Here is a 16,203-nt window from a genome sequence, read left to right on the forward strand (position 1 = left end):
GATGTGACAATGCCCGCAGTCAATGCCAGCATTGAGGAAATGAGCACACCTCTAACCACGGCTACGCCCCAAAAACCATCGGGCGATACGTCATTTTTCGGCCACCCAAAGATGCTGGCCAGCCTCTTCTCCGTGGAGATGTGGGAGCGATTCTCCTTCTACGGCATGCAGGGCATCCTGCTTTACTACATGTACTTCACCGCCGACCAAGGCGGGCTGTCCATAGACAAGGGCCTCGCCGCCGGCTTGGTGGGCGCATATGGTGGCGGCGTTTACCTGTCCACCATCCTCGGCGCCTGGCTTGCTGACCGTATCTTCGGTTCCGAAAAGGTCCTCTTCGGCTCAGCCCTCATGATCATGGCCGGCCACATCGCGCTGGCCCTCCTGCCCGGCATTCCCGGACTGATCGCGGGCCTGGTACTTGTGGGTATCGGCTCCGGTGGCCTGAAAGCCAACGCGACGGCGCTGGTCGGCAGCCTGTACGGCGAGAAGGACGAACGCCGCGACGCCGGTTTCTCCATCTTCTACATGGGCATCAACATCGGCGGACTCATCGGCCCGCTGGTCACCGGCTGGCTGCAGGAGAGCAACGGCTTCCACTGGGGCTTCGGCGCAGCGGCAGTGGGCATGGCGATCGGCCTTCTCATCTACTCACTGGGCCGCAACAAGCTCCCCGCCGAAGCGCACCGCGTTCCCAACCCGCTGCCGGCTGCTGACCGCACCCGGTACGGGCTGATCTTCCTCGGCATCCTGATCGTGATCGGCGTACTGCTCGGCACGGGCACCGTTAACGCCGACAACCTGGCACGCAGCATGGCTTATGCCGCCATCGGCGCCTCGGTGATCTACCTTTTCCTGATCTTCCGCAGCCCGCTCGTTACCGGCGTGGAGCGCAAACGTGTGCTCGCTTTCATCCCGCTATACATCGCATCGGCCGCATTCTGGGCATTGTTCCAGCAGCAGTTCACGTTCATCGCCGTGTATTCCGAGGAGAAACTGGACCGCAACCTCTTCGGCTGGGAAATGCCGGCCGCATGGGTCCAGTCCATCAACCCGGTGTTCATCATCATCTTAGCCGGCGTCATGGCTGCACTGTGGACCAAGCTGGGTGCCAAGCAGCCGAGTTCCCCGCTGAAGTTCTCGGCGGGCCTGCTCATCATGGGGCTTGCCTTCCTCTGCTTCATTCCTCTGGCCGGCGAGGGCAAGACCCCGCTGCTGGCACTGGTGGGAATCCTGTTCCTGTTCACGCTGGCGGAGCTCTTCCTCTCCCCCATTGGCCTTTCCGTGAGCACCAAGCTCGCCCCACAGGCTTTCCACACCCAGATGGTGGCGCTGTTCTTCCTGTCCGTCTCCCTGGGCACCACCCTGGCAGGCATCCTTGCCGGCCTTTACAACCCCGACGACGAACTCCCGTACTTCCTGGGCATTGGCGGCGTGGCTGTGGTGTTGGCTGTGGCCCTCGCTGCTGGATCACCGGCCATCAAGAAGCTGATGGGCGGGGTTCGGTAGCTGGTTTTCGACCCACCCTGCGCTAAATAACGACGGCGACCCTTACGTTGGGTGGGATTCCCACCTGACGTAAGGGTCGCCGTCGTGCGCGTTTGTGTAAAGCTGCCGCCAGCAAGAGGCGCAGTGAGCGTTAGTAGTTGTACCTGCTGCTAGACGCCCCGAGCGCAGCAAAGAAGAAGATCAAGACGACCACCGTGATCGCCACGCCGACGTAACCCATGATCAGGCCGGCAATCGCCATGCCCTTGCTGGCGGGCTCGCGATTGAGGGCAAGGTGGCCCAGGATCACGGCTGCGATCTGCGGCAGGATGAAGAACCCGAAGCCAATAAAAGTGGCAATGCCGCAGCACATGCTCGCAATGCTCAGGCCCTTTGGCTGGGTGGGCATGGCGTAATACGCGGGCTGGCCGTACGGGTTCTGCTGGCCGTAGGGCTGCTGCTGGTACGGGGCCTGGTTGAACTGGCCCTGGTTGTACTGGCTCTGGTTATAAGGGCTCGGCGGCTGCCCGTAGGGAGAGGGACTCGGCTGGCTGTAATCACCGGGTGTGTACGGGCCCTGGCTGGCACTGCTCTGGCCAGCGCTGCTCTGGCTCTGGCTTGGGGGCGGGAGCGGCTGAGTGTAGAAATCGTCCTTGCCTTGGGCGTTCTGCGTGTATGCGCCTTGGTCGTACGGCGGAAGCGGCTGCGTCTGTGAGCTCTGCTCCGGCGGGCTGAATTCGGCGGGCGGGATGTACTGCGGCGGTTCGTAGCCCGCCGGTTTGTCCTCGTTGCCCTTGGATGGTTGATCTGACATGGGAATCCCCCTCGCTAAGTCTTTGTTTCCCACCCTACCGCCGCCGGGTGCGCCGCATAAGGCAACGCGCTTTTCCGGTTCCCCGCAGTGCCATGGCAGGCGTCACACGGTGTCAGGGCGGAATCCTCCCACTAAAGCCGCCGCTCGTAAACGCGAGGTAAATCTTTGGCTCATCCGGCGCCACATCACCGCCATTCTGCGTCACAGGGGCCGGATCGCGGGACATTTCCTGTCAGGGGGTGCAGTGGTCTGGCATGCTGGACGACATGGCTAGCCGAGCGGGCACAGTTGCCCTCCCCCAAGACCTTGTTGACATCACAGCCCTGCTGGACGCGTACTTCGACGTCACCCCGGATTTGGGCGATCCCGCGCAACGCGTGGCGTTTGGAACGTCGGGCCACCGCGGATCCAGCCTGAAGTCGTCGTTTAACGAGCCGCACATCCTCGCGATCACGCAGGCAATCGTTGAATACCGCGGCCGCCAGGGCATCACCGGGCCGCTGTTCATCGGACGCGACACCCATGCCCTGAGCGAGCCCGCGCAGAACTCCGCGCTGGAGGTCCTCGCGGCCAACGGCGTCACAGTACTCGTGGATGCGCGCCACGGCTACACGCCCACACCTGCATTGAGCCACGCCATCCTCAAGTACAACCGCGAAGCTGCGCCGGGGACACCCCAGGCTGACGGCATTGTTGTCACGCCCAGCCACAACCCGCCTGGCGACGGTGGCTTCAAGTACAACCCCCCGCACGGCGGACCGGCCGACACCGACGCCACGGGTTGGATCGCCGAACGCGCCAACCAGCTCCTCGAGAACGGCCTCCGGGGCGTCAAGCGCATTCCGTTGAACGATGCTTTGAACGCGGACACCACTGGAAAGTTCGACTTCCTGAGCAGCTACGTTGACGATCTCCCGTCCGTCCTGGATCTTGACGCGATCCGCAACGCCGGTGTCCGCATCGGTGCCGATCCCATGGGCGGCGCGTCCGTTGACTACTGGGGCGAGATCGGTGAGCGCCACCAGCTCAACCTGACGGTCGTGAACCCCACGGTGGACCCGCAGTGGGCTTTCATGACACTGGACTGGGACGAGAAGATCCGCATGGACTGCTCCTCGCCGTCGGCTATGGCCTCGCTCATCAAGCGCATGTCTCTGGGTGCGGACGGTACCGCCGCCTACGACGTCGCCACGGGTAACGACGCCGACGCCGACCGCCACGGCATCGTCACGCCGGATGGTGGACTCATGAACCCGAACCACTATCTTGCCGTGGCCATCGATTACTTGTACCGCAACCGCAGTGGCTGGAATCCCGCATCCGTTGTGGGCAAGACGCTGGTTTCGTCCTCGATCATCGACCGCGTCGCTGCAGGGCTGGGCCGCAAGCTGGTTGAAGTTCCCGTCGGCTTCAAGTGGTTCGTGCCGGGCCTGCTGTCCGGCGAGGGTGCTTTCGGTGGCGAGGAATCGGCCGGCGCCTCCTTTAACAAGCGCGACGGCAGCGTGTGGACCACGGACAAGGACGGCATCCTCTTGGCCCTGTTGGCCTCGGAAATCACCGCTGTCACGGGCAAATCGCCGTCGCAGTTGTACAAGGGGCTCACCGACCAGTTCGGCGCGCCGGTCTACGCCCGAATCGATGCCGCGGCTTCCCGCGAGCAGAAGGCCAAGCTGGGCAAGCTCTCCGCCGCGGACGTCACGGCCACTTCATTGGCTGGCGAAGACATCACGGCCAAGCTCACGGAAGCCCCGGGCAACGGCGCGTCAATCGGTGGCCTCAAGGTTGTTACCGAGAACGCCTGGTTCGCGGCCCGCCCCTCCGGCACCGAGGACGTTTACAAGATCTACGCCGAGTCCTTCAAGGGCGCCGATCACCTGGCCAAGGTGCAGGAGGAAGCCAAGGCTTTGGTGGATGGGGTCATCGCCTAGGTTCTGATGCGCTGGCCGCGCACTACGCGTCATTACGCGGTTTGCGTATCCTCAGCCTCTGCCGCATCCTGCGTCCAGAGTCTGAGGATGCGCCGGATGGTGTGGTTGCCTTCCGGCGCCATGTCCACCAGCGCAACCTGGTCAAGCACGACGACGTCTCCCGGCTTTGGGCGCTTGCCGTCGTGATGCGAGATGTGCGGTCGGTAGCGTTCGAGGACGTAGTTGGGTGTCGCAATGCGCCCGCCCACGCTGACCACGGCGTCGAAGAGTTCCTCGTGCAGGCCTTGGAGCAACGGGTTTTGTTCCACCAGGCTCACGGGAATCGACCCCATGTGGCCGAAGCCCGCTTCATCGCCAATGGTCAGTTGCGTGCCGAGGGCTCCCTGGACTGGCGCCTCGGCCAAGTCCGCGAGGACATCGGCGACGTCGGCACTCACGTCAGTTCCGACGTCGAACCTTAACAACGTGATGTGTAGGGGCCAGTCGCTGCGCGGAAACACCAGCCCCGGCCGTACGGGCTCCGTAAATGCCACCCAGATGAGGTTCCGCATAGGCATAGTTTGCCACTCAGCGAGTCAGAACTGACGGGATCTGCGAGAGGGATGCCGAAATAGCCGCAGGACGTGAGAGAACATCCAAACCCCCGGATCTTCTCTCACATCCGGGGCCTTAAACGCCGATGCTCTCGCACGTCACGTACGAGAGCATCGGCGGAACAGCCGGAAAGACTAAACGGTGCGAACAACTTCTTCGTATGCGAACTTCGGCTTGGCTTCGCCCCATGCGTCCGGGCCGGGCTGGCCGATGTTGACCACGAGGAAGCTCTTCTGGTCCGCCGCCGGGAAGAATTCGGCGTCGATTGCGGCGAAGTCAGCGCCGGTCATTGGGCCGGCAGCGAAGCCGAGCGAGCGTACGGCCAGAATGAAGTAGCCGGCCTGCAGGTGGGCGTTGTTGTTGCCCGTAGCAGCGGCGAAAGCGGGGTCGGCGTCGTACATGGCCTTGGGGGCGCCGTAGGCCGGAAGGAACTTGTCCCACTGACCCTGCCAATCGGTGTCGTAGGAGAGGATGGCGACCAGCGGGGCCGAGGCAGTCTTGGCCTGGTTGCCCTTGGAGAGCGCATCAACCAGCTTGGCGCGGGCCTCGTCCGAGCGGACGTAAGTCACACGCAGGGGCTGGGAGTTGAAAGCTGTGGGGCCGAACTTGGTGAGCTCGTAGATGGCGCGTGCCTGCTCGTCGGTGACCTCACCGGCAAAGCTGTTGGCGGTTCGTGCTTCGGCAAAAATGGCGTCGACTGCTGCGGCGTCAATGACTGCTTCTTCGTGGGCGATCGTCATTCGTGAACCTTTCGCTGGGCCCGGGCCTTCGGGATGGCCAGGCGCTTCTGCTTTCCATGGTTGCAACTTCAACTTCACATGTCCTCTTCCCATGACGGACCGTGACGTTCGGCACAGTCCTTCTGCAGGTTCCGCCTTGCGGGGCCCGTTTTGCTTGCCAAACGGCGAGCGAGGCGCGTAGAGCGGGCCCCGCAATGGCGGTAATGTTGCACCGAATCCCAACATTCTTCTGAGGAAGGCCCGCCATGAGCATGCTCGGCACCAAATGGAAGCTCCACGGCAACGGGAAGTCGATCCGCCCGGGCCACGTGGTCTCGCCCGACGAGCGGCTGGCTTGGCCCCTGACTATTGGCATCGGCATGCAGCACGTCGTTGCGATGTTTGGCGCAACCTTCCTGGTCCCCATCATCACCGGCATGCCGCCCGCCACCACCTTGCTCTTCTCGGGCATCGGCACGCTGCTTTTCCTCGTCATCACCAAGGGCCGCGTGCCCAGCTACCTGGGTTCGAGCTTCGCGTTCATCGCCCCAATCATGGCGTCCCAGCAGCAGTACGGCGTTGGCGGCGCTTTGGGCGGCGTGGTGCTTGCCGGCGTCGTGCTGGCCCTTATTGGCGCAGTGGTCCAGAAGTTTGGCGCTGAATGGATCAACCGGCTCATGCCGCCGATCGTCACGGGCGCGATTGTCGCGCTGATCGGCCTCAACCTGGCCCCGGCCGCGAAGAACAACTTCGACCTCGCTCCGGTCACCGCCCTGGTCACGCTGGTCACGATCATCCTGGTCAGCGTCCTCTTCCGCGGAATTCTGGGGCGCCTGAGCATTCTGGTGGGCGTGGTGGTGGGCTATCTCGTGGCGATGATGCGCGGCGAGGTCAGCTACGAGAAGATGGACGCTGCCGCATGGGTGGGCCTGCCGCTGTTCCAAACGCCCGAGTTCCACGTCGGCGTTGTGGGGCTGTTCGTGCCGGTGGTGTTGGTGCTGGTCGCTGAAAATGTGGGGCACGTGAAGTCGGTGGCCGCGATGACCGGTCAAAACCTCGACGGCGTCTCCGGGCGGGCGCTGATGGCGGACGGCGCCGCAACCGTACTTGCCGGCTTCGGCGGCGGTTCCGGTACTACGACTTACGCGGAAAACATTGGCGTCATGGCCGCCACCAAGGTCTACTCGACGGCGGCCTACTGGGTGGCCGGCATCTTCGCCATCCTGCTGAGCTTCTCCCCGAAATTCGGCGAACTGATCGCAACCGTGCCACCCGGCGTCCTCGGCGGCGCGGCGACCATGCTGTACGGCATGATCGGTGTGCTCGGCGTGAAGATCTGGGTGCAGAACAAGGTCAACTTCTCCAACCCGATCAACCTGACGACGGCTGCTGTTGCCCTGATTATCGGGATTGCTGATTACACGTGGACCATTGGCGAGCTGAAGTTCACCGGCATTGCTTTGGGGTCTGCCGCTGCGCTGGTGATTTATCACGGCATGAAAGGACTGGCCCGCTGGCGCGGGACGGTCGCTGAGCCGGAAACCGAGACGGCGGGACTGCCGCCATCGGTGAAGTCGGCGATGAATGCTGCGGCTAAGCGGGGGAAGAAGGGGAAGTAGGGGTAGACCCGGAGACCGGCGGTGCGCACCCGGAATCGACGGCAAATGAATACTCAGCTTGCTTACTAAAATGACCTTCCCTAGGCTTGAACAAGTCAGACAAACAACTCTCACGGCGGCGGCCCACGCTCAAGAAGCAATCCACCGCGCAAATGGAGGAGGAACAATGTCAGAACACAGCATCACAGGCAAGAAGGTCGCATTCCTTCTGACGGACGGCGTGGAGCAGGTCGAACTCACCAGCCCCTGGCAGGCCGTGAAGGACGCCGGAGGCCAGCCCACGCTCGTAGCCCTCTCCAAGGGAAAGCTCCAGGGATTCAACGGCGTCGAAAAGGGTGACACCTTCGACGTCGACCTCGCGGTAGCCGACGCGAACGCATCCGACTTTGACGCACTGGTACTCCCCGGTGGCGTCGTGAACGCCGACCATTTACGGGTCGACAAGGACGCCCAGAACTTCACGCGGGCCTTCTTCGAGCAACACAAGCCGGTGGCCTCGATCTGCCACGGACCGTGGATCCTCATCGACGCGGGCGTCATCAAGGGCCGCAACGTCACGTCATACCATACGCTCCAGACCGACCTCCGGAACGCGGGCGCCAACTGGACCGACGAGGAAGTGGTGGTGGACCAAGGCCTCGTCACCAGCCGGAATCCGGACGACCTCCCGGCGTTCAACGCGAAGGTTGTTGAAGAGATCTCGGAAGGCCAGCACGCAGGCCAGACCGCCTAGCGTTCAGCCCCGGAACAAACGGCGAGTGCCGCCGTCGTACTTTTCACAGGAAGTACGACGGCGGCACTTGCGTTTCGCGAGTCGGCGTGGCTTGGCGTCACTGCCCTCCCCGAATGCCTACTGCCTGCGCACAGCAGCGGCTGGCATGGGTTCTTGCGGGCGTGCGGGAACAGTAAACAAGGGCATCAGCCACTGAATCAACGGCCCGATCAGCAGGATCGCTGCAAACAGTATCGATCAGCTGAGGGATACTGGCATGCTGCTGATGCCGCTAGTTCCGCACCGGACAATCGTCCAGAAGATGAGGCTTACTCAGGAATGGTACGGGGAGTACCGAAAGGGCTCGCCTGTCGTTGACGCCTACAAGGAACTAGCAGAGAAGATCATCCGATGACAGAGACTATGAAAGACAGGCCGGTCCTTCCAGCCCGTCGCGGCCCCAAACCGGCGCCGGACGAGCGCCTGGATCCCGTAGACATCGTCGCGCCCGCACTAAGACTCAACCCGCTGCCGCGCCCGCCCTCCAACAGACTCCCGCTGCTGCGACGACAAAGAAGCGGGAGGCCACCATCGCAATCGGCCCTCGAATCTCCATATCGGTTATGGAACTGCTGGACCAAGCTATTGCTGAACATGGGATCTCGCAGCGGAAAGCTATTGAGGATGCCATCGTTGCCCGCTGGGGGCCGAAAAGCTGACGGACAGCCGCGCGCTGCTGGCCTGGCAAATTGGAGATCGTGCAGCAGGAGCGGGCCGGGGTCTTGGTAGTAATGGAACAGGATTGAACGCTAAGCCTCGTGGTTCGGTAGTGTGAGGGCGTGGCGGTGGAATTCCTCAGTGATGATCAGACCGCTGTTTTTGGGCGGTTTAGGGGTGAGCTGGCGCGGGCGGATCTGGCGCGGTTCTTCCATCTCGACGCTGCACGCCGCAGCGCTTACACCTGGATCGACGGGTGGTACAACGGCCGAAGGCGCCACTCCAGCATCGGCTGTCTCAGCCCGTTAGAGTACGAACGCCGCCAATTCACACTGGCAGCCTAACCAACTAACCACCTGTCCGGGCTCGGGGCAGCCTCAGGCGAGTGACTCTGTGTACGGATTCATGTCGGGACGCTGATGAGCCAAGTGAAACAAATCACCCCTGAGTCGACCAACACGTCTCGCCGCATTCAGCCTCATGTGAAAGTCCCGATCTTCCCCTCCCCAACCAATAAACGATTCATCAAAGCCGCCAATGGCTCGGAAGTCTCTAACGTTGGTAGCGACGCAAAGACCTCGAGGATCGGCTAGTGCATAGCCGGAAAGCTCGATGGCGGCGTCAGGTGTGTCATGATTGCGCAGATCATCGGAGGACTTGCTGTCGAGAAAAAGCCCCCTGTTTCCCGGCACGAAGTTCCTCCCCTTCTCTTGCCGAGCGTGGACGATTAGCTCAATAAAGTTGTCAGGCAGATAGAGGTCGCCGTCGAGAATCAGAATATCCTCGTCACCGTTGGATGATGCAACACCCCGATTTACGAGCATCGATTTGTTGAACGGACCCGAATGTTGAACGTATACATATTCATCGACCAGGCATGAAAGCAAGTACTCGTGACGCTCAGAGATGTCGCCTTCCACGACCACGATTCGAATTTGTTTCCGTAGGGTTTGTTGATTCAGACGTTCGACGAGTGTGATCAGATTCTGAAACCGAGATTGCCGCGTTGAATCGTCTCGAAATGGCACTACGACGCGAATCTGAGGTCCTGAGACTACCCTGTCTTTGGTCGCCGTCTGGATCGAAAAGGTAAAGGGACTAGTGAAGTAGATGAGCCTTGCGCCTTCACGCACGCGCTCAGCAAGTTCCCGAGTTTTACCGTTCCCATTCGCTTTGCTCAGCTCGAGCGACATGACAGCGGTTCTGTACAGGGCTCGCGATTGAGGGGCGTCCAGATTTTGCAGGGTTGACCAAGAAGGGTCGCCAGGCAGTACCTCGGACACCGCAATACGAGCAGCTTCGTAAAGCAGCTCTGCCTGTTTCCAGCGCGGAAGACTTTGGGCAGGCGCGTTGATGTCAACGGCCGTTATTGCGGCTGCGGCTATCAACTCACAGTCATCTTGTCTAGCGGTCTCATCCTCATCGAAGCTTTGCATGCCATTCCTTCAGTTGGGGGATCAATTGGACGAAGCCACCAGCTCCGACTAGCAGAATCAGGGCAACCCACATAAAGAGCGGCTTCTCGACGCCTACTCCTACTAGTAGCGGCGCAGCGGCATATGACAGGGTCCAGGAGAGTTGAAAGAGGGCCATGAAAGGTATTTCGCGGCCGGTGGGCGATGCCAGTACAGCTGCTTGCGACGCGGCTGGTTTTGAGAGAATTTCCGCCAGTGCTATACCGACCACTGCGATGAGAGCCGCCGATCCCGTCACTGAAAAATTGTGGCTACGAGACGACAGCATCACGGAGCAGAGGATGAGAGAGGCAAGGACTAGGACGTACGTCGTTCCCATGACGGTTGAATCTGACCAGCTATTGGTCGCTTTTCTGATAGGGATTTGCAAGAGAGCGATCACGCCAYAACGCACGGCGAGCACAACTGTGGCCCAGAAAACGGGTAATCCGAGGCCGGCCACGAGCAGGAGCGGAAAGACTACCGGCGTCACCGCCCAAGCAACTGATAAGAGTGTCTGCCCTGTCAGGAGACGCATAAATGAACGGTTTGCCAAAGGTTCAAGTACATCCTTGAAAGAAGTTTTCTCGGATGGAGCCCACTTCTCGGATCTCAGCCATGCGACAGCCAGCATAGAGAGCGTCTTGCTTGCGGTATTGGCTACCACTGCCCAAGTCAGTGCGCGCGTTGAACCGCTGGCCAAAAGCACAGTCGCAGCGATGGAACCGACTGCCACGGCGCCTGTACGAACAGCATTCGCCGTCGCCAGCCAGCTCCCAACCCTGTCGCGGCCGAACATCGAGGCAACAAGCGCCGGCCACGCGGCGCCATATACCTTGTCACCGAACATTCCGACAAAACTCGCTACCGCTGCCAAGGGGGACGAATACGCAACCAGATAGAGGCCAGCTCCTACTGCAGAAAGTAAATTGCTGGTCTGTAGCCCGCGACGCGGCCCGAGTCGACCCACCAGCTGGCCCGCGCTCGGAATCGTACAGATGGCCACGAGCGCCCCGACGGTTACTGCGGCACCTGCGTCGACCGAGTCGAGTCCATTACGTCGAATGAGCACTAGGAGAGAGATCGGGAGGAAGAACCCAACTCCTACGGCATCAACCATGACCGCGCCGAAGAGAAGAGAGTTGTTTCTCTGGGCGGTAGGGGCTCTGTCGCTAAACACCGAGAAGGCCCTTCGCCGTAGCGCTCTGCCAAGCTATGAGAAGAGACGGATCAACAAGCTCGCCCGCCGCGATCATTTCCCTGACATGGGACTTCTTAACGCGCCGACCTGCTACTCGTTCCCAAGGGTCGTCTAGAGCAGCCAGGCCTTCCTCGGCGACTTTGGCGAGAAACAAATAAACCGGCCAAGCTGACCGTCCAGGATTTGGGAAGAAGTGTTGAAGGGCCACTATGGAATCAATGCTTAGTCCGAGCTCTTCCTGCACTTCACGGCGCGCGGCAATCTCAGGAAGTTCTCCTTCCTCGCCGGCACCTCCCGGTAAGTCAAAAATCCAGGCGTTTAGAGGGAAGCGGTACTGGCGGGTCAAAAGTATTTCATCGTCTTGCTCGATCAGCACGGCCACGGCAAAGGGCATGCTCTCGTCAACTTCGTAATGGCCCAACTCGCCGCTGGGCAGGCGAACGAGGTAGTCGGTCAACTTCACGCGACCTGCGTACGCCCTGGTCGCCTCCAGCCGGTCCCAGTGAGCTTCATTCATAGGTCTTCTTCTTTCATCAGGGCGTCGACGCGGAGGAACGTTTCTTGGGGGGTCTCGACCGACACAACATGCGCTGCGGAGTTGCGGATGGGCTCGTCGTTACCTCCAGGCCCGAAGTCATCACCCATATAGGTCAGGTCTTCAAGGGCAATGCCCCATCTCGTCGCCAGCCATTCCAACGCTCGCAATTTATTCCAATTGTCGGCTACGACAGAGACCGACCGCTGTCCCGCCCGGTAGACGTTAACTCCAAGGTTGGCCCGGCCTGCAAGAAGAAAATATGCGTCGCGTGCTTGGCCCTCGCGCGATTGTTGCGCCGCGGTCTCGGATGTGAAGGACACGAGAAGCTGACTTCCGGACATCGAGAGCATTGGGTTTGGAAGGCCGAGCTCGCGGGCAACCGAGTTAGCGAGGGCCGTTAGGGAATCAACGGAGCTAGCAGATGGTCCGGGGGGCTCGGGCGAGGGCTGCCCCTCCGGAATCCGAGAAGTTCCCCCGTCAGGCAAAAGAATCAGATTATCGGAACATGCAAACGTCCATAAAACCGACGGGATGCGTTTCCGAAGGTCTTTCGCGGGCGCGCTCGTGATGATGCCCATGCACGTTCTTCCGACGGAAAGAATCAGGCCAAGCCGATCGGAGATGTCCTTCCCAATTGGAGCTTTCGGGTACGCCAAAGTGCCGTCAAAATCGAAGACAAGCGACCGATTCCGAACATCAGGTGGCATGAGCAGCAATCCTCTTGGAGATTGATAGGTAGGGGCCCAGCACAGCTATCGCGTGGTCAAATCCGTCTTGGCGAGTCGTGGTGAGATGGTTTGCAATATTGCCTAGGACACGAAAGCCCCGGTAAACGTCGAACCGCGCCCGCCAATGCGCGTCGTTTCGAAGCCATGCTTGGAGCGCGATGGATTTTAAGGCGGCCGTCAAAACTTCGCCCTCCCTAAAGGGATGGCGCATGGGCGTGGCAAATCCAGAGTCCGCCAGAGCTGGCCAAATCGACTCTGCAAAGACACAGAAAGATGCCAGATCCATGATTGGATCCCATAAAGGGACCCCTTGATACCAGACCCCACGCACGTCTAGAAACGTCGTTTCTGGCCCATGGAGAATGACGTTTGAGGGCACAAAATCACCGTGAACGGCTATTGAAAGTCTGGCCCGTTGATCCACATTTTGGCTGTCGATGGCACGCGAGACCCAGTTCGAGGAGTCCGCTACGACCTGATCGAGCAGCGAAACGAGAGATCGCGTCGACGGTTTCAAGGATAGGTGTGTCTTGGCGATGGCTCGCTTAAACCGGCCCCGCCGCTCCAGTGCTTCTGCGCGAAGGAAGTTGATCCTATGCTCGGCCTCCTGGTGCCACGGCTTCCGTAGCGTGAGAGCAAGATCGAATAATGCGTCAACAGCATTGGCAATGGCGTCGTCCGCATGACTGGATTTATCGAGGTACGAGGACAACGTTTCGCCGCGCACAAAAGTCATGTCAAAGCCAGTGTCGAAGGTCCGAATGACCTCTGGGTACATGCGCAGATTGTGGGTGTCATGCATGTAGTGCAGGTGTCTCGCCTGTTCCAGCAAAGGGGAGGCGTCCGCCCCTTCTTCTGCGGTTTTACGCACGATGAGATTTCGCGCGTCAACACCCGCCAGAATTTCTACTTTTCGCCCTGCGTCCGTAGGGATCACACGAGACGCGACATTCATCTGACAGCGGGGGGAAAGTGCGATGGAACGCGGGTTACGAACTGGCCTTCCAGCCAGAGGCCGTCGAGAGGCATTTCATGGAGGGCACGGAGCGCCTGGAGAGGAGTCTCGACAATGGGCTCACCACGCCTGTTGAACGACGTGTTTACCAGGATCGGCACCCCTGTGATGGCAAAGAACTCGCGAAGCGTTCTTGTAAGAAAGCTGTCTCCTTCTGAGGGCACCGTTTGAACTCGCGAGCCGCCGTCAATATGAACTACAGCAGGAGCTGATGCCTTGCAGAGTTCAGTTGCCTGCGCGACTTTCAGCATGAAAGGGTCCGCTGCACTCGACGGCTCGAAGTAGTCGCTAAATTCACTATCCAGGATGAGAGGAGCTATGGGGCGGAAAGGCTCCCGATATTTGATTTGACGGTTAATTCGCTCCCTGACCATGCTTTTGCGCGGGTCGGCCAGAATTGAGCGGCCGCCAAGGGCGCGAGGTCCGAATTCGGATGAACCCTCGAATACAGCAATGATTTCTCCATCTGCCAAACGGGCAGCCAGTTGTTCAGGACTCATCAGGCTCGGCTCAACAAGAAGATCCGGGTAGAACATTCGTACTTCTGCGCGGGCCGCATCTGCAGCGTACGTTTTGGACGGCCGAGCGACCCGATCATCGACTGCTTTACCTCGGAAGGTGACCTGAACTTCGGCATCACGTTCCTTTGCGAAGAGATAAAGGGCGCCAAATGAAAGACCGGCATCGCCGGAGTGAGGTGGGATAAGCACTCTCCTCCCGTCGGCTGCTGCCCGTGCGGCAAGAACTCCGTTGGCAACCGTGTTGAGCCCACAACCGCCCGCAATTGCTAGCGTTCCAGTGGGGGCCTCGTCGCGAAGGAGCTCGTACCCGCGCAGCAGCACCCTCTCGAGAATCGTCTGAACCGTCGCTGCCAGATCCGCATGAGTGGCGAAAGTGTCACCATCGCGGTCTTTAATTGCTTGAAGCTCTTCTAGGAAGCCATCGAAGGGGCTGAATTGGAAGAGCGAGTCCAGCGAGTCTCCAATCCGGGCATGCTTAGCAAATTCATCCAAGTACTGAGGACTACCCCAGCCTGCTAGCCCCATCGTTTTGCCTGACTCGAGGCCGGCGAACCCAACAGCTGCATTGACGATCTCGTAAATCTGTCCTACCGAATTGGTGTAGCCCATTGGAAACATTGTGTGTTCGACAAATCCTTCGCCGTACGTCCCACCAACACGGGTGAAATCGCCTAGCGAGGACACTGCATAGAACGTGAACGTCTCACGCTTGGCGCGCATATCCGGGCCCGGATGTTCGGCGACCGACCCAAGCCCGTCATAGACGATGACGCCTCCTTCTTCTCCTGGCGAAGTCAGGAGCCACGCGGATGCCGCGTGAGAAAGGTGGTGAGGGTAGAGGGTTAACTGGTCCGCCGCGAACATTGAGCGGACCCGATGCGGGAGCAAATCGCTTGAGACAACTGAATGAATATCGTCTAGTCCGATTCCGGCGTAATCCAAGCAATACTGAATGGCTCCCCGGATAGGGTTTTGGAAGCCGTTACCGAGGCCGTACTTAACCCGAGAGATGCGTTCCTCTTCGATAGCAACAATGATGTCGTTGCCGTGCATGAGGGCAGCTGAGTAGTCGTGCGAAGATCCACCAAGGCCAAGAATCCAGTCAGCCATTTACGTGTGCCTCCGTCTTGTTCGTTGTCTTTTGCGTTGCGGATTGGTAGCCCTCGATGCTCGAGCGGAGCGCGTCGAGTATTTCGATATCAACGGACGGCTGTCCCATCTCGGCGCGTCTTCGGTCGACCTCGTTTCGAATCCGCTTCCCAGTTTCCGAACTGAATATGTAGTGTCCGGACAAGATGGCGAGCGTTTCGGGATCGTATGTCTTGCCTGCCACGATCCAGGACTTCCATCTGCCTGATTCCACTGCAGCACTGACGAAAGCCTCACGGAGATCACGGGCATCTAGGTCCCGCATGGCTTGGAGAAGGACACGTGTCTCGATGACCCCGAACTCAGGCGCAACGTTAATGGCATCTACGCCGGCCGTCATGAGCTGAGTGACCTCGGCGGGGTCTAAATAGTCAACGTTGTGAGCCTTCAGCTGGACAGAGGCGTCATGGCAGAGCGCTGAAAGGACACTGATTCCGTCGAGGACCCTGTTCCGGTCACCCCGCACCAGGGCGCCGGTATTCTTGTCCTCGACCACCTTCGTGCCCGTCTGGGCAACGACAAAGACAGGCATCGGCAATTCTGCTGCGGAAAGACCATCAAGGGCTCGGTTCAGTTCCACTTGAAATTGCCGGGGATCGTTCATCTCCTCGCCTTGAACCTCAAAGCCAATTTCGAAGGAAATGTCTCGACCCTTGAGGCGGGCATGCTCCCAGGCCCCTCTGTAGAGCAGAGTTAGTCGATCGAGGGCGCTCTCGATATCGACTGAACCGCTCGACGCCTTGGACGTGTCGATATGCAGAAGGTTGAAGCCCGCGTCGATATCGCTCCGGAAAGAGGCGAGTGCATTCTCGAGCTCCACCACTGGATCAGCAGACCATTGAAGTGGTTGCTGCCAAGGTCCTCCGTGGTCGCGGCAGATTGCAATGAGGCCGGAGGGGTCATTTGCCGAAAGAGAAGAGGCGAACTCGGCCGAGGTCCAATTTTCCACATACCCGCCGCCTGCCTCTTTATGGTCAATCTGGCGCCGACTTGCAATCGCCATGAT

General features: G+C 60.1%; 14 protein-coding genes. 4 read left to right on the plus strand and 10 right to left on the minus strand.

All coding sequences use genetic code 11. From position 1 onward, the window contains the following. Positions 1 to 9: 9 nt before the first annotated feature. Positions 10 to 1,509, plus strand: coding sequence for a peptide MFS transporter (locus AB4Y87_RS15315; RefSeq protein ID WP_442005186.1), 1,500 nt, complete (start codon positions 10 to 12; stop codon positions 1,507 to 1,509). 130 nt (positions 1,510 to 1,639) lie between these two features. Here the strand turns inward: AB4Y87_RS15315 and AB4Y87_RS15320 are convergent, their stop codons facing one another. Next, positions 1,640 to 2,302 carry a DUF4190 domain-containing protein gene (locus tag AB4Y87_RS15320; protein ID WP_442005187.1) on the minus strand — a complete coding sequence of 221 codons (663 nt, stop codon included), beginning with the start codon at positions 2,300 to 2,302 and terminating at the stop codon, positions 1,640 to 1,642. A 266-nt stretch (positions 2,303 to 2,568) separates the two neighbouring features. Between AB4Y87_RS15320 and pgm the strand changes: the two genes are divergently transcribed. Then, positions 2,569 to 4,230: a phosphoglucomutase (alpha-D-glucose-1,6-bisphosphate-dependent) gene (gene pgm / locus AB4Y87_RS15325; protein ID WP_442005188.1), complete on the plus strand. Its 1,662-nt coding sequence runs from the start codon at positions 2,569 to 2,571 to the stop codon at positions 4,228 to 4,230. Positions 4,231 to 4,262: 32 nt separating this feature from the next. Here the strand turns inward: pgm and AB4Y87_RS15330 are convergent, their stop codons facing one another. Both AB4Y87_RS15330 and AB4Y87_RS15335 read right to left on the minus strand, forming a co-directional pair. Further along, a complete protein-coding gene (locus AB4Y87_RS15330; RefSeq protein WP_442005189.1) occupies positions 4,263 to 4,781 on the minus strand; it encodes a 2'-5' RNA ligase family protein in 519 nt (172 codons plus the stop codon). 177 nt (positions 4,782 to 4,958) lie between these two features. Beyond that, positions 4,959 to 5,564 carry a malonic semialdehyde reductase gene (locus AB4Y87_RS15335; RefSeq protein WP_442005190.1) on the minus strand — a complete coding sequence of 202 codons (606 nt, stop codon included), beginning with the start codon at positions 5,562 to 5,564 and terminating at the stop codon, positions 4,959 to 4,961. Positions 5,565 to 5,809: 245 nt separating this feature from the next. Between AB4Y87_RS15335 and AB4Y87_RS15340 the strand changes: the two genes are divergently transcribed. Both AB4Y87_RS15340 and AB4Y87_RS15345 read left to right on the plus strand, forming a co-directional pair. Further along, positions 5,810 to 7,162: a uracil-xanthine permease family protein gene (locus AB4Y87_RS15340; RefSeq protein ID WP_442005191.1), complete on the plus strand. Its 1,353-nt coding sequence runs from the start codon at positions 5,810 to 5,812 to the stop codon at positions 7,160 to 7,162. Between the two features lie 166 nt (positions 7,163 to 7,328). After that, a complete protein-coding gene (locus tag AB4Y87_RS15345) occupies positions 7,329 to 7,895 on the plus strand; it encodes a type 1 glutamine amidotransferase domain-containing protein (protein ID WP_442005192.1) in 567 nt (188 codons plus the stop codon). Positions 7,896 to 8,968: 1,073 nt separating this feature from the next. Here AB4Y87_RS15345 and AB4Y87_RS15350 read toward each other — a convergent pair. The 7 genes from AB4Y87_RS15350 to AB4Y87_RS15380 all read right to left on the minus strand — a co-directional run bounded on the left by AB4Y87_RS15350 (position 8,969) and on the right by AB4Y87_RS15380 (position 16,200). Continuing rightward, positions 8,969 to 10,027 carry a galactosyltransferase-related protein gene (locus tag AB4Y87_RS15350; RefSeq protein WP_442005193.1) on the minus strand — a complete coding sequence of 353 codons (1,059 nt, stop codon included), beginning with the start codon at positions 10,025 to 10,027 and terminating at the stop codon, positions 8,969 to 8,971. After that, the gene (locus AB4Y87_RS15355; RefSeq protein WP_442005194.1) at positions 10,011 to 11,225 is read right to left on the minus strand and encodes an MFS transporter; all 1,215 of its coding nucleotides are present in this window, start codon (positions 11,223 to 11,225) and stop codon (positions 10,011 to 10,013) included. The genes AB4Y87_RS15350 and AB4Y87_RS15355 overlap by 17 nt, the downstream gene beginning before the upstream one ends. Continuing rightward, positions 11,218 to 11,709 (minus strand): NUDIX hydrolase, encoded by a 492-nt coding sequence (locus AB4Y87_RS15360; protein WP_442005195.1) that lies wholly within the window; start codon positions 11,707 to 11,709, stop codon positions 11,218 to 11,220. Before AB4Y87_RS15360 ends, AB4Y87_RS15355 begins: the two co-directional genes overlap by 8 nt. A gap of 50 nt (positions 11,710 to 11,759) precedes the next feature. Next, complete coding sequence (locus AB4Y87_RS15365; RefSeq protein WP_442005196.1) at positions 11,760 to 12,104, minus strand: HAD hydrolase family protein; 345 nt, start codon at positions 12,102 to 12,104, stop codon at positions 11,760 to 11,762. Between the two features lie 376 nt (positions 12,105 to 12,480). Then, positions 12,481 to 13,383: a hypothetical protein gene (locus AB4Y87_RS15370; RefSeq protein ID WP_442005197.1), complete on the minus strand. Its 903-nt coding sequence runs from the start codon at positions 13,381 to 13,383 to the stop codon at positions 12,481 to 12,483. A gap of 80 nt (positions 13,384 to 13,463) precedes the next feature. Next, complete coding sequence (locus tag AB4Y87_RS15375; RefSeq protein ID WP_442005198.1) at positions 13,464 to 15,101, minus strand: carbamoyltransferase C-terminal domain-containing protein; 1,638 nt, start codon at positions 15,099 to 15,101, stop codon at positions 13,464 to 13,466. Positions 15,102 to 15,150: 49 nt separating this feature from the next. Further along, positions 15,151 to 16,200, minus strand: a complete 1,050-nt coding sequence (locus AB4Y87_RS15380) for a hypothetical protein (protein ID WP_442005199.1) — start codon at positions 16,198 to 16,200, stop codon at positions 15,151 to 15,153. Positions 16,201 to 16,203 lie beyond the last annotated feature (3 nt).

It is taken from the genome of Paenarthrobacter sp. RAF54_2, assembly GCF_052113945.1.
Lineage (GTDB): Bacteria > Actinomycetota > Actinomycetes > Actinomycetales > Micrococcaceae > Arthrobacter.

Bases quoted from the DNA above. Each gene is read 5' to 3' on its own strand.
- AB4Y87_RS15315 (WP_442005186.1), top strand. From the start codon at position 10: ATGCCCGCAGTCAATGCCAGCATTGAGGAAATGAGCACACCTCTAACC.
- AB4Y87_RS15320 (WP_442005187.1), bottom strand. From the start codon at position 2,302: ATGTCAGATCAACCATCCAAGGGCAACGAGGACAAACCGGCGGGCTAC.
- pgm (WP_442005188.1), top strand. From the start codon at position 2,569: ATGGCTAGCCGAGCGGGCACAGTTGCCCTCCCCCAAGACCTTGTTGAC.
- AB4Y87_RS15330 (WP_442005189.1), bottom strand. From the start codon at position 4,781: ATGCGGAACCTCATCTGGGTGGCATTTACGGAGCCCGTACGGCCGGGG.
- AB4Y87_RS15335 (WP_442005190.1), bottom strand. From the start codon at position 5,564: ATGACGATCGCCCACGAAGAAGCAGTCATTGACGCCGCAGCAGTCGAC.
- AB4Y87_RS15340 (WP_442005191.1), top strand. From the start codon at position 5,810: ATGAGCATGCTCGGCACCAAATGGAAGCTCCACGGCAACGGGAAGTCG.
- AB4Y87_RS15345 (WP_442005192.1), top strand. From the start codon at position 7,329: ATGTCAGAACACAGCATCACAGGCAAGAAGGTCGCATTCCTTCTGACG.
- AB4Y87_RS15350 (WP_442005193.1), bottom strand. From the start codon at position 10,027: ATGCAAAGCTTCGATGAGGATGAGACCGCTAGACAAGATGACTGTGAG.
- AB4Y87_RS15375 (WP_442005198.1), bottom strand. From the start codon at position 15,101: ATGCACGGCAACGACATCATTGTTGCTATCGAAGAGGAACGCATCTCT.
- AB4Y87_RS15380 (WP_442005199.1), bottom strand. From the start codon at position 16,200: ATGGCGATTGCAAGTCGGCGCCAGATTGACCATAAAGAGGCAGGCGGC.